This is a genomic window from Frankia sp. AgB32, from assembly GCF_023243045.1.
In the GTDB taxonomy this organism is placed as follows: Bacteria; Actinomycetota; Actinomycetes; order Frankiales; family Frankiaceae; genus Frankia.
The window spans coordinates 1-11,885 of sequence record NZ_JALKFX010000248.1 but is presented as its reverse complement, the minus strand read 5'-3'; the positions used below and the strand labels follow the sequence as shown (position 1 = coordinate 11,885).

At 72.6% G+C, this 11,885-nt stretch carries 10 protein-coding genes and 1 pseudogene; 7 read left to right on the top strand and 4 right to left on the bottom strand.

The annotated features are described in order from the left end of the window. Positions 1 to 408: 408 nt before the first annotated feature. Positions 409 to 1,323, bottom strand: coding sequence for a RecB family exonuclease (locus MXD60_RS27415; protein WP_248822583.1), 915 nt, complete (start codon positions 1,321 to 1,323; stop codon positions 409 to 411). A gap of 169 nt (positions 1,324 to 1,492) precedes the next feature. Between MXD60_RS27415 and MXD60_RS27410 the strand changes: the two genes are divergently transcribed. Both MXD60_RS27410 and MXD60_RS27405 read left to right on the top strand, forming a co-directional pair. Next, positions 1,493 to 2,680 carry a zinc metalloprotease gene (locus MXD60_RS27410; RefSeq protein WP_248822582.1) on the top strand — a complete coding sequence of 396 codons (1,188 nt, stop codon included), beginning with the start codon at positions 1,493 to 1,495 and terminating at the stop codon, positions 2,678 to 2,680. Between the two features lie 56 nt (positions 2,681 to 2,736). Then, the gene (locus tag MXD60_RS27405; RefSeq protein ID WP_248822585.1) at positions 2,737 to 3,720 is read left to right on the top strand and encodes a tRNA (adenine-N1)-methyltransferase; all 984 of its coding nucleotides are present in this window, start codon (positions 2,737 to 2,739) and stop codon (positions 3,718 to 3,720) included. A gap of 188 nt (positions 3,721 to 3,908) precedes the next feature. Here the strand turns inward: MXD60_RS27405 and MXD60_RS27400 are convergent, their stop codons facing one another. Beyond that, complete coding sequence (locus MXD60_RS27400; protein ID WP_248822581.1) at positions 3,909 to 4,232, bottom strand: ferredoxin; 324 nt, start codon at positions 4,230 to 4,232, stop codon at positions 3,909 to 3,911. Positions 4,233 to 4,351: 119 nt separating this feature from the next. Between MXD60_RS27400 and arc the strand changes: the two genes are divergently transcribed. The 5 genes from arc (at position 4,352) to prcA (ending at position 10,417) form a co-directional block, all read left to right on the top strand. Continuing rightward, positions 4,352 to 6,157 (top strand): proteasome ATPase, encoded by a 1,806-nt coding sequence (gene arc / locus MXD60_RS27395; protein WP_248822580.1) that lies wholly within the window; start codon positions 4,352 to 4,354, stop codon positions 6,155 to 6,157. Between the two features lie 281 nt (positions 6,158 to 6,438). Then, positions 6,439 to 7,956: a depupylase/deamidase Dop gene (gene dop, locus MXD60_RS27390; protein ID WP_368861294.1), complete on the top strand. Its 1,518-nt coding sequence runs from the start codon at positions 6,439 to 6,441 to the stop codon at positions 7,954 to 7,956. Between the two features lie 159 nt (positions 7,957 to 8,115). Beyond that, a complete protein-coding gene (locus MXD60_RS27385) occupies positions 8,116 to 8,334 on the top strand; it encodes a ubiquitin-like protein Pup (RefSeq protein WP_248822579.1) in 219 nt (72 codons plus the stop codon). A 534-nt stretch (positions 8,335 to 8,868) separates the two neighbouring features. Then, positions 8,869 to 9,693, top strand: coding sequence for a proteasome subunit beta (prcB, locus tag MXD60_RS27380; RefSeq protein WP_248822578.1), 825 nt, complete (start codon positions 8,869 to 8,871; stop codon positions 9,691 to 9,693). Between the two features lies 1 nt (position 9,694). After that, on the top strand, positions 9,695 to 10,417 hold the full coding sequence (gene prcA, locus MXD60_RS27375) for a proteasome subunit alpha (protein WP_248822577.1): 723 nt from the start codon (positions 9,695 to 9,697) through the stop codon (positions 10,415 to 10,417). A gap of 42 nt (positions 10,418 to 10,459) precedes the next feature. Here prcA and MXD60_RS27370 read toward each other — a convergent pair whose 3' ends face one another. Together MXD60_RS27370 and MXD60_RS27365 are read right to left on the bottom strand one after the other, a co-directional pair. Continuing rightward, positions 10,460 to 11,245, bottom strand: coding sequence for a dienelactone hydrolase family protein (locus MXD60_RS27370; protein WP_248822576.1), 786 nt, complete (start codon positions 11,243 to 11,245; stop codon positions 10,460 to 10,462). Between the two features lie 197 nt (positions 11,246 to 11,442). Continuing rightward, positions 11,443 to 11,885 (bottom strand): annotated as a pseudogene (locus MXD60_RS27365) (hypothetical protein); the annotation flags it as partial.

Below are 11,885 nucleotides of genomic sequence, written 5' to 3'. Positions count from 1 at the left end.
CCCCGGGGGCCCCGGCGGCGCCCCGGCGCGGGGGGGGGGGGCCCGGGCGCGCGCGGGCCCCCGCGGGCCCCCGCCGGCCGGCCGCGGCGCCCGGGCGAACCGCCCGTGCCCACGTCCCGCCTCCCAGGGGATGGTCCGGTCCGTCGGGCCATGTGAGGTCCTCCTCGCGCGCGTCGCCGCGTGTGCGTGCCGTGCCCACCACCCTCGCGGGCCGGGATGGGCGTGCCTTCGTCGTATGTACGTCTATCGACCCGCGGATGTCCGCACCGCTCGTACCTCGGCCCGTCGGGGCGGTCCCGGACAGCACCGCGCTGATCGTCCGCATCCCTAACGACCGAGACATGATCGGCATCTCGGGCCGCGGCGTCGGGCACGCGACTGGCGCCGTCGTCCCGAGCCGTCCCGGTCCTACCCCTCCGCCTCGCAGACCGCCGGGGCCGGCTCCGCCAGCGCGGCCTCCGCCGCCGGCCGGGGCGCGGGCAACGGCGGCGGCGTGCCACCGAAGGCCGGGCAGCGTGCCTGGTGATCACACCACGAGCACAGCCGGCTCGGGGTGGCCCGCCAGTCACCCGTGCGGTGCGCCCGGTCGATCGCCGCCCACAGTGCCTCGATCCGCCGCTCGGTGGCCCGCAGGTCCGACTCGTCCGGCGCGGCGCGCAGCCAGGTGCGGTCGCCCAGGTAGTAGAGCCGCAGCTCGCGGGGAATCACGCCGCGCACGCGCCACAGCAGCAGGGCGTAGAAGCGCATCTGGAACATCGCCGAGCTCTCGTACGCCGGGCCGGGCGAGCGGCCCGTCTTGTAGTCGACCACCCGCAGCGCCAGGCCCGCGGCCGTCGCCGCCTCGTCGAGCCGGTCGACGTAGCCGCGCAGCCGCAGCCCCGAGTCGAGCACGTGCTCGACGTAGAGCTCCCGGGCCGCCGGGGCCAGCCGGGTGGGATCCTCCAGCGCGAAGTACCCGGCGAGCAGCTCCCGCGCCGAGTCCAGCCAGGCGGAGAGCTGCGCCGGGCCGTCGAACAGGGTCGCCACCGCCGGCTCCCGCTCCCGCAGCGCCTCCCAGGCCGGTTCCAGCAGGGTGGCGGCGGCTTCCAGGGTGCGCCCCGCCGGCGGCAGGTCGAACAGGTTCTCCAGCACGGTGTGCACGACCGTCCCCCGGCTGGCCGCCGGGCTGGGCGGCTCGGGCAGCCGGTCGACGACCCGGAACCGGTAGCGCAGCGGGCAGTTGACGAAGTCGGCGGCCCGCGACGGCGACAGCGACCCGATCAGCGGACGCGGCGCCGCGGGCTCCTGGCCGGCCGGGCCGGACGGTGGCGGGGTCGTGGTCACGTCCCAGACCCTAGATCCCACCACTGACAACCCTGTCGCTCGGCCCCGCGCCGACGGCGGGCGGCGAACGGGCCCCTGGTCACCGGCAGGGCATCCGCGTGAGGGCATCCGCCCGCCGCGCGTGCGGCGCCGGCAGACGGGACGGGTTCCAAACCGTAGCATCGGATTCATGACGGATCAGCGCGGCGGCCACCCGGAAGCCCACGGCGGGCCCGGCGACGCGCCGCGGCCCGCGGACGGACGTCCGGCCGGGATGCTGATCGGGCGGCTGCGCGGTGTGCCGATCTTCGTGTCACCGCTGGCGTTGATCTTCGCTCTGCTGGTCGCGTACCTGTTGTCCGGGTCGATCCGCGACCGGCTGCCGGACGCCTCCGACGGCCAGGTCCTGGCGATCGCCTCGGTGATCTCGCTGGGTTTCCTGTTCTCCCTGCTCGCGCACGAGATCGGCCACTGCCTGGCTGCCCTGCACTTCGGCCACACCGTCCACTCCGTGACCCTGCACGGCTTCGCGGGCTTCACCGCCTTCGAGCCGGAGCCCCGCTCCAGCGGGCGGATGTTCCTCATCGCCTTCCTGGGCCCCGCGGCCAACGGCCTGCTCGCCGGGGCGTGTCAGCTCGGGTTGCTCGCCGTCGCGGACAGCTCCCAGCTCGGGGTGGCGCTGCGCGACCTGGGGATGATCAACCTCGCGCTGTTCGTGTTCAACCTGGCCCCCGGCCTGCCGCTGGACGGCGGCCAGGTGGTGGCCGCCGCCGGGTGGGCGCTGACCGGGGACAAGCTGCGCGGGTTGCGGGCCGGCGCGTACGGCGGATTCGTCGTGGCGGCGGGGATGCTGGTCTGGGGCTCGGTGTACGCCGGTGACGGGCTTGGGCTGCTCTATGCGTATGCTCTGGCAGGTTTCCTCGCGTTCGCGGCCCTGCAGGCGTTGCGCTCGGCCCAGCTGCGCGGGCGACTGCCCGGTCTGTCCGCCCGGCGACTCACGCGCCACACCCTGCCCGTCGAGGGCGGGGTGCCGCTGGCCGAGGCGCTGCGGCGGGCGCAGGCGATCGGCGCCACCGCCGTCGCCGTCGTGGAACGCGACGGTACCCCCCTGAAAATCATGAACGGCTCGGCGGTCGACGCGCTGCCCGAGCACCGGAGGCCGTGGATGACCGTGGACGAGGTGAGCCGGACAATCCAGCCCGGCATGGTGCTGGACGCCGACCTGGAGGGCGAGGACCTGCTCGCCGCCGTCCAGCGCGTCACCGCCTCGGAGTATCTGGTCACCGACCACGACCGCCCGGTGGGCGTGCTGGCCATGGTCGACCTCGTCGCCCGGCTCAACCCGGCCGCCGCCGCGCGCATGGTGGCGCACCGGTGAGCACGGTCGAGTCCACGCCCGACGCCGGGCTCGCCGCCGGCCCCGCCGAGCGGTACGTGCCGCGGCCGACCGGCTCCGCGCACCGCCGGGGGCCGTTCACCAAGGGCGACCGGGTGCAGCTCACCGACCCCAAGGGTCGGCTGCACACCGTCGTGCTCGAACCGGGCAAGCAGTTCCACACCCACCGCGGCGCCGTGGAGCACGACGCGCTGCTCGGCCGGCCCGAGGGCATCGTCGTCACCAGCACCGGCGGCACGGACTACCTCGCGCTGCGCCCCCTGCTCGTCGACTTCGTCCTGTCGATGCCGCGCGGGGCGACCGTCGTCTACCCCAAGGACGCCGCGCAGATCATCACCTACGCGGACATCTTCCCCGGAGCCCGGGTGCTGGAGGCCGGCGTCGGGTCGGGCGCGCTGTCCTGCTCGCTGCTGCGCGCGATCGGCGATGCCGGCCGGCTGGTGTCCTACGAACGCCGCGAGGACTTCGCCGCCGTCGCCCAGCGCAACATCGAGACGTTCTTCGGCGGGCCCCACCCGGCGCACACGATCCGCGTCGGCGACCTGATCGAGTCGCTCGAGCGCGACATCGACCGGGTCGTCCTCGACATGCTGGCGCCCTGGGACGTCCTCGACACGGTCAGCGCCGCCCTGGTGCCCGGCGGGGTGGTCTGCGCCTACGTCGCCACGACGACGCAGCTCTCCCGCGTCGTGGAGGCCCTGCGCGGGCACGGCACCTTCGCCGAGCCCGCGGCCTGGGAGACGATGATGCGCAACTGGCATGTGGAGGGCCTGGCGGTCCGGCCCGGCCATCGCATGGTCGGCCACACCGGTTTCCTGGTCACGGCCCGCCGGCTCGCGGACGGGGTCACCCCGCCGGTGCGCCGCCGCCGCCCGGCCAAGACCGGCCTCGCCGACTCCACCAGCGCCGACTCCACCAGCGCCGTGCCGGCCAGCGCCGTGCTCGGTGCCGGACCCGCGGGCGCCGCCGCGCCCAGCTCCGATCCGGTCGCCCCCGTGCCCGACGGCCCGTCGGACAGCTAGCCCGTCGCCCGCGCTCCTTCTCGAGGGGCACGGTCACCGTCCGCGCTGGCCGGGCCGCCCGTTTCCTCCGATTTGCGCGCCCAAGAGGGACGATCGTGGCGCACGGGGCGCCACGGCAGGCAGGCTGCGGCGACGGCGCCCCTGCCGGCCCGTTCGGGTGATGCGCGGGGACGCGGCGCGGCCGGGGCTCAGTCGCTCGGTCCGCCGGCCGCCAGGCTGCCGTCCGGCCGCTCGACGTAGATGCAGTTGCCGGGACACTCGTCGGCCGCGTCGACGACGGCGTCCACGATCGGCAGGGGAACGGGTACGTAGGTTCCGGCCGCGGTCTTGAGTTCGCCGCTGTCGTCCTTGACGTAGGCCAGCCCGTCGACGTCGAACTCGAAGACGCCCGGAGCGAGCTGGACACACAGGCCGTCGCCGGTGCAGGCGTCCTGGTCGACCCGCACGCGCAGGCTCGCCGAAACGCCCGGCTTCGCTGGAGTTGCCACAGGGCTCCGATCTTCTGTCACCATGGCACCGTAACCCGCTGTTTACGGCAAAGCTCGGTCGTCCTTGCCCGACCGGCCTGCCAGCGGCGGTCACAACGGTAGTGTGGGTGCGTCCCGGTCAGCACGGGGGAGGTGGAGGCGCAGTGTCCGGTCCCCGTTCGGGCTCTGGCTCCGATGGGAGCACGGGTCGTCCAGGTGATGCCGAATCACGGCGGTCGGCGTACGAGAAGGATTCACACGAGCTCACGACGCAGGTCGCCTTCCTGGAAGAGGAAGTGGCCATGCTGCGGCGAAGGTTGTCCGAATCTCCCAGGCAGGTGAGGGTGCTGGAAGAGCGGCTCGCGCAGGTACAGGCCGAGCTGTCGGCTGTCACAGGACAGAACGACAGACTCGTCGCGACCCTGCGGGAGGCGCGCGACCAGATCGTCACCCTGAAGGAGGAGGTCGACAGACTCGCGCAGCCGCCCAGCGGCTACGGGATCTTCGTCCTCAACTATGACGACGGCACCGTCGACGTGTTCACTCAGGGCAGAAAGCTCCGCGTGACCGTGTCGCCGAGCGTCGACGTCAGCACGCTGCAGCCCGGCCAGGAGGTCATGCTCAACGAGGCCCTCAACGTGGTCGAGGCGCGCGCCTTCGAACGGCAGGGTGAGATCGTCCTGCTCAAGGAGGTCCTCGAGGGTGGGGACCGGGCACTGGTGCTCGGCCACACCGACGAGGAGCGGGTCGTCATGCTGGCCCAGCCACTGCTGGCCGGGCCGGTCCGGGCGGGGGACTCGCTGCTCATCGAGCCCCGCTCCGGCTACGCCTTCGAGCGGATTCCGAAGTCCGAGGTCGAGGAGCTCGTCCTCGAGGAGGTCCCGGACATCGGCTACGAGCAGATCGGCGGCCTCAAGAGCCAGATCGAGTCGATCCGGGACTCGGTCGAGCTGCCGTTCCTGTACAAGGAGCTGTACAAGGAACACCAGCTCAAGCCTCCGAAGGGCGTGCTGCTCTACGGCCCGCCCGGCTGTGGCAAGACGCTGATCGCAAAGGCGGTCGCCAACTCGCTGGCCAAGAAGGTCGAGGAGATGACCGGCCAGGGTAGCGGGCGGGCGTTCTTCCTCAACATCAAGGGTCCGGAGCTGCTGAACAAGTTCGTCGGCGAGACGGAGCGGCAGATTCGGCTGGTGTTCCAGCGCGCTCGGGAGAAGGCCTCCGAGGGCATGCCGGTGATCGTGTTCTTCGACGAGATGGACTCGATCTTCCGGACCCGTGGCTCGGGCGTGTCCTCGGACGTGGAGAACACGATCGTTCCGCAGCTGCTCAGCGAGATCGACGGCGTTGAGGAGCTCGAGAACGTCATCGTGATCGGCGCGTCCAACCGCGAGGACATGATCGATCCGGCGATCCTGCGGCCGGGTCGGCTCGACGTCAAGATCAAGGTGGAGCGGCCCGACGCCGAGGCGGCCCGCGACATCTTCGCCAAGTACGTCGTGACCAGCCTGCCGCTGTATCCGGACGATCTGGCCGAGTTCGACGGCAGCCGTGAGGCCACCGTCGCGGCCATGATCCAACGGGTCGTCGAGCGGATGTACGCGGAGAGCGAGGAGAACCGCTTCCTCGAGGTGACCTACGCCAACGGCGACAAGGAAGTCCTGTACTTCAAGGACTTCAACTCGGGCGCGATGATCGAGAACATCGTCGCCCGCGCCAAGAAGATGGCGGTCAAGGAGCACATCGAGGGCGGCAAGAAGGGACTGCGCATGCAGTACCTGTTCGCCGCGTGCATGGACGAGTTCAAGGAGAACGAGGACCTCCCGAACACGACCAACCCGGACGACTGGGCCCGGATCTCCGGCAAGAAGGGCGAGCGGATCGTCTACATCCGCACGCTCGTCACCGGGACGAAGGGCACCGAGGCCGGCCGCTCCATCGACACGGTCGCGAACACCGGTCAGTACCTCTAGCACCACCGAACGTCCAGCTGTACCGAGGCACCAGCTGTACCGAAGCACCCGGCGCGGGCCCGTCGCGGTTCGTGGTCGTCCCCGGTCGAAAGACCGGCGGCGGCCCGAACCGGGCGGGCCTTCGCATGTCCGCCACCCCCGCGCCTTCGGGCGAGGTCGGCCGACGTGGGGTCCGGTGGACAGGACCGACGCAGGCCGGGAGAGTCCCGTTCACACCGTCCAGAGCAAACAAGCGAGACGTCCGGCCAACCCACCGCCCGCGCAGCACCTACGCTTGCAGAGTGAGCGCGCGCCGGATCATGGGGATCGAGACCGAGTACGGAGTGTCGGTGCCCGGTCAGCCGAACACCAACCAGATGTTGGCTTCGTCGTTGGTGGTGAACTCCTATGCCAACCGAACGTCATCCGCGGGCAGTCGTGCCCGGTGGGACTTCGAGGAGGAGTCGCCCTTGCGGGATGCCCGGGGCTTCGAGCTGCCCCGTGAACCGGCGGTCGAGTCCGCCGCGCCGGCCAACGAGGACGACCTGGGCCTCGCCAACGTCATCCTGACCAACGGCGCGCGGTTGTACGTCGACCACGCGCATCCCGAGTTCTCCGCCCCCGAGGTCACGAACCCGCGGGACGCGGTGCTGTGGGACAAGGCCGGCGAGCGGGTGATGGCCGAGGCGGCCCGGCGCGCGCTGGGCGTGCCCGGCACCAGGCCCGTGCACCTGTACAAGAACAACACCGACAACAAGGGCGTCTCGTACGGCTGCCACGAGAACTACCTGATGGCCCGGTCCACCCCGTTCGGGGAGATCGTGCGCCATCTGACGCCGTTCTTCGTCTCCCGCCAGGTCGTGTGCGGCGCGGGCCGGGTCGGCATCGGGGTCGACGGCCGCCAGGCGGGCTTCCAGCTCAGCCAGCGGGCCGACTTCTTCGAGGTCGAGGTCGGCCTGGAGACGACGCTGAAGCGGCCGATCATCAACACCCGCGACGAGCCGCACGCCGACCCGGAGAAGTACCGCCGGCTGCACGTGATCATCGGCGACGCGAACATGAGCGAGGTCGCCACCTACCTCAAGGCGGGCACCACCTCGCTGGTCCTGTCGATGATCGAGGACGGCTGGTTCAGCGTCGACCTGTCCGTGGACGGCCCGGTGGCGGCGCTGCGGGCCATCTCCCACGACCCGACCCTCAAGCACCTCGTGCAGCTGCACGACGGCCGGCGGATGACCGGCGTGCAGCTGCAGATGGAGTACTACGAGCAGGCCCGCAAGTACGTCGAGAACCGGTTCGGCTCCGACGTCGACCCGCAGACCGCCGACATCCTCGCCCGCTGGGAGTCGGTGCTCAGCCGCCTGGAGGTCGACCCGACGAGCTGCTCGCGTGAGCTCGACTGGGTGGCGAAGCTGTCGATCCTCGAGGGCTACCGCTCGCGCGACAACCTGGACTGGAACTCCCCGCGCCTGGAGCTGGTCGACCTGCAGTACCACGACGTGCGCCCGGACCGGGGACTCTACAACCGCCTGGTGGAGCGAGGCCGCTTCGACCTGGTCGTCAGCGAGGAGGAGGTGACCCGGGCGATGACCGAGCCACCGGAGGACACCAGGGCGTTCTTCCGTGGCCGCTGCCTCGCCCGCTACCCGCAGCAGGTCGCCGCGGCCTCCTGGGACTCGGTCATCTTCGACATCGGCCGGGACTCGCTGCAGCGCGTGCCCACCCTCGAACCCCTGCGCGGCACCCGGGCACACGTGGGCGAGCTGCTCGACCGCTGCGCCACCGCAGCCGAGCTGGTGGACGCCCTCGCCGGCCGCTGAACCGCCCGCCCGCCGGCCCTCGGTCGGCCGGCGGGTTGCGCCCTGGGCGGACGCGGCCACGAGACGGCCAGTTCGTGATGGAGTGGACCTCTCACCGATCCGACTGATGGTGTCGGTGGGGCGGGATAGTGTCGCGCCAGGCGATCGAGGGAGGACGTCATGGCCAGCAAGGACAGCGGCGGCGGGCAGCAGCACACCAACCGGCGCTCGGACGAGGCCGACGAGGTCGAGGTCGCGGACAACGAGGCCAGCGATCTCAAGGAGCGGCACGAGAAGCTCTCGGAGGACGTCGACTCGTTGTTGGACGAGATCGATGACGTCCTGGAGGAGAACGCCGAGGAGTTCGTGAAGGGCTACGTCCAGAAAGGCGGCGAGTGACCGCGCGGCGCGGTCACCGGCCCCGCTGAGGCCGGGCCGGCGCGCGGGCCGCGGGCCGAAGGTGCCTGTCGATCGTGGCGGCGCCTCGGCGGTCCGGGAGCATCGAGCGTCGCGGCTCGGTGCCAGCTCGCCAGGGCGGTGAAGGAACGCGTGGCCCGGTCGGCGGCGTCGGTGTCGACGGCGCCGTCCTGGCCCCGCGGGCCCCTGGCCGGCCGGTGGTCCGGATAGATTGTCCCTGGTCGGGACGTGTGTGGTTGCGGCCGTGCTCGCAGCAGTGCGGACCATCGCGCCAGCGCGGACGCCGTGCCGGCGGGTGGCTGCCCGGCGCGGCGCCGACCATGGCGCGGCCACCGGTGTGGCCGCGGCGCCCCCGTCGCGCGGGGCTGGCCGCCGCGGCGTGACCGGGCCGGTCGCCCTCCCCGGGCCGTCGCCAGCAGTGATGGCCCTATGTTGTGCACAAGCGCACGTCGAGCGCGGAACCCGGAGGTCCGGGACCCCACCGCCCGCGCTCGACGTCTACCGAGAGGGGGATGCGTGACTGATCCACTGGGAGGCGCCGGGCGTCTACCGGCTGTGTTCATGTCGCCGGGAACATCGTCGTTCGCCGAGTTCCTGTCGCAGTCGGCGCCGCACCTGCTGCCGGGAGCCCGCGCGGGGCTGCCGGCGCCGGTGACCGAGGTGGCGCACGGCACGACGATCGTGGCGGTGACCTTCCCCGGCGGTGTGATCATGGCCGGTGACCGGCGGGCGACGCAGGGCCACATGATCGCCCAGCGTGACGTCGAGAAGGTGCACCACGCCGACGACTACTCCTGCGTCGGCTACGCCGGCACCGCCGGGGTCGGCGCCGAGCTGATCCGGCTGTTCCAGGTGGAGCTGGAGCACTACGAGAAGATCGAGGGCGCGACCCTGAGCCTCGACGCCAAGGCCAACCGGCTGGCGGCGATGGTCAAGGGCAACCTGCCGATGGCCCTGCAGGGCCTCGCCGTCGTCCCGCTGTTCGCCGGGTACGACGAGGACAGCGGCCTCGGGCGGATCTTCTCCTACGACATCGCCGCGGCGAAGTCCGAGGAGCGGACCTACGAGTCGATCGGCTCCGGGTCGGTGTTCGCCAAGGGCTCGTTGAAGAAGCGCTTCCGCGCCGACCTGAGCCAGGACGACGCGGTGCGGATCGCCATCGAGGCGCTGTACGACGCCGCCGACGACGACTCGGCGACCGGCGGTCCGGACCTGATCCGCAAGCTGTACCCGATCGTCGCCGTGGTGACCGCGGACGGCTACCGCCGCCTGGCCGACGACGAGGTAGAACCCGTGGTGACCGCCCTCATCGCGGACCGATCGACAAGCGCGGGAGGCTGACGTGACCATGCCGTTCGGATACGCGAGCCCCGAACAGCAGGTCCGCGACAAGAGCGAGTACGCGCGCAAGGGCATCGCCCGCGGGCGCAGCGTCGTCGTCATCACCTACGCGGACGGGATCCTCTTCGTCGCCGAGAACCCGTCGGCGACCCTGCACAAGGTCAGCGAGATCTACGACCGGATCGCGTTCGCCGCCGTCGGGAAGTACAACGAGTTCGAGAACCTGCGCACAGCCGGCATCCGGCTGATGGACTCCCGCGGCTACATGTACGACCGCCGTGACGTGACCAGCCGCGCCCTCGCGAACGCGTACGCGCAGACCCTCGGCGCGATCTTCACCGAGAGCGTGAAGCCGTACGAGGTCGAGATCGTCGTCGCGGAGGTCGGCCCGACCAGCGACGACGACCAGATCTACCGGCTGACCTTCGACGGCTCGATCGCCGACGAGCGGGGCTTCGTCGCGATCGGCGGGGCCTCCGACCAGGTCACCACGTCGCTCAAGGAGCACCACCGCGACGGCCAGTCGCTCGCCGACGCGCTGCGGGTCGCCGTGCGGGCGCTGACCGTCAGCGTGCCGCCCGGTATGCCGCAGAACGGCGAGCGGGTCCTCACGGCCGGGAACCTGGAGGTCGGCATGCTCGACCGCACCCGCGCTCGGCGGCAGTTCAAGCGGATCGCCGAGAGCACCCTCGCGGACCTGCTCGCGGAGACCGCCGCGTCCTGACCGGGCTCGCCCCGGCCGCCACGCGGCGGCCGGGGCCGGCTCTCAGCGCGGCCGGACGTTCTCGTCGAGGAACGCCACGGCCCGCGACCAGGCGTCCGCGGCGGCCACGGGGCGGTAGACCGCCTCGCGGTCGTCGCTGTGGAACGCGTGCCCGGCGTCCGGGTAGCTGATGAGATCGGCCGGCCGGCCGCTGCGGGCCGCAGCCACCCGCAGCGCCGCGATCTCGTCGTTCGTGATCATCGTGTCCTGCTCGCCGTAGAGGCCGAGCCAGGGGCCGCGCAGGTAGGGCGCCGCCTCCACCAGCGGCGGCACGCCCGGCCAGGCCGACGTGCTGACGCCGCCGCCGTAGAACGAGATCGCCCCGGCCAGCGGGTGGCGGGTGGCGGCGTGCAGCGCCACCGTGCCGCCCATGCAGAACCCGATGATCGCCTGCTGCTCCGCGGGGAACCCGGCGGCGGCGAGGTGGCGCAGCGAGGCGTCGATGTCCGTGTCGATGCCCGGTCCGGTGAGCGTCCCCATCGTCGGGATCGCCGCCTTCCAGCTGTCGGCCGGGTCCACCTCGTCGATGCCGTCGCGGTGGTAGAGGTGCGGGGCGACGGCCAGCCAGCCGGCGTCGGCCAGCCGGTCGCACACGGACACCAGGTAGGGCGTGATGCCCCGGGCGTCCTGCACGACGACCACGCCGCCGCGCGGCGGATCGTCCGCGGCGGGAGCGACGATCGTGAGGGGAACCGAGCCCTGGCGGTCGACCTCCACCCGCAGGTGGCTCTTCAGGGCGCCGGTGCGGCGGGCCGCCCGGGCTGTCGCGTCGTTCACTCCGCTTGTCATGCCGGACATCCTTCCCCGTCGTCGCCGCGATGACCGCCCAGTTGGTCCGCCACACGGCCGGCCGGCCGGATCTGGCCACCCCGGGTCGAGCGGCAGGGCGCATTCGCCCGACCGCGACCGATGCGCCGGGACACGCCCGGGGGCGACACGCCGCCGGGCGGCAGCCGAACAGGACGTGACACGGCGCAGCCATCACGCTACTTCCCGTAGGCATCCCGGCGGGCTCCGTCGGGTGGAGGGGAGGATGCGGTGAGCAGAGCGCGGCCGAAGAAGACGGCTGGTGCGTGCGTGGCAGCCGGCCGGCGGGGCAGCGGCGGTCCGGCGCCGGCCGGCGTGAGCGGCGGAGCGCTCGAATGGTGACGGGCGGGCGGCACCGGCCGGGCGAGGACGACCAGCGGCCGGACGAGCGCTCCGCGGCGCCGGGCGCGCGCGGTTCCCGGCCCGACCGGGCCGATCTCCCCGGTGCCGGGCGCGAGTCGCTGCCGGGCCAGCGCCACCAGCCTGTCGGGTCGACCCCGCCGGCGGCACCCGGCGGCCCGGACGCCGCCGGCGACCGCGCGGTCGGCCCGGGCCGGGGCGCCGCCCCCCCCGGCGCGCCCGGCGGGGACGCCGCCCCCGGCGCGGGGGGCCCCCCCCGCGG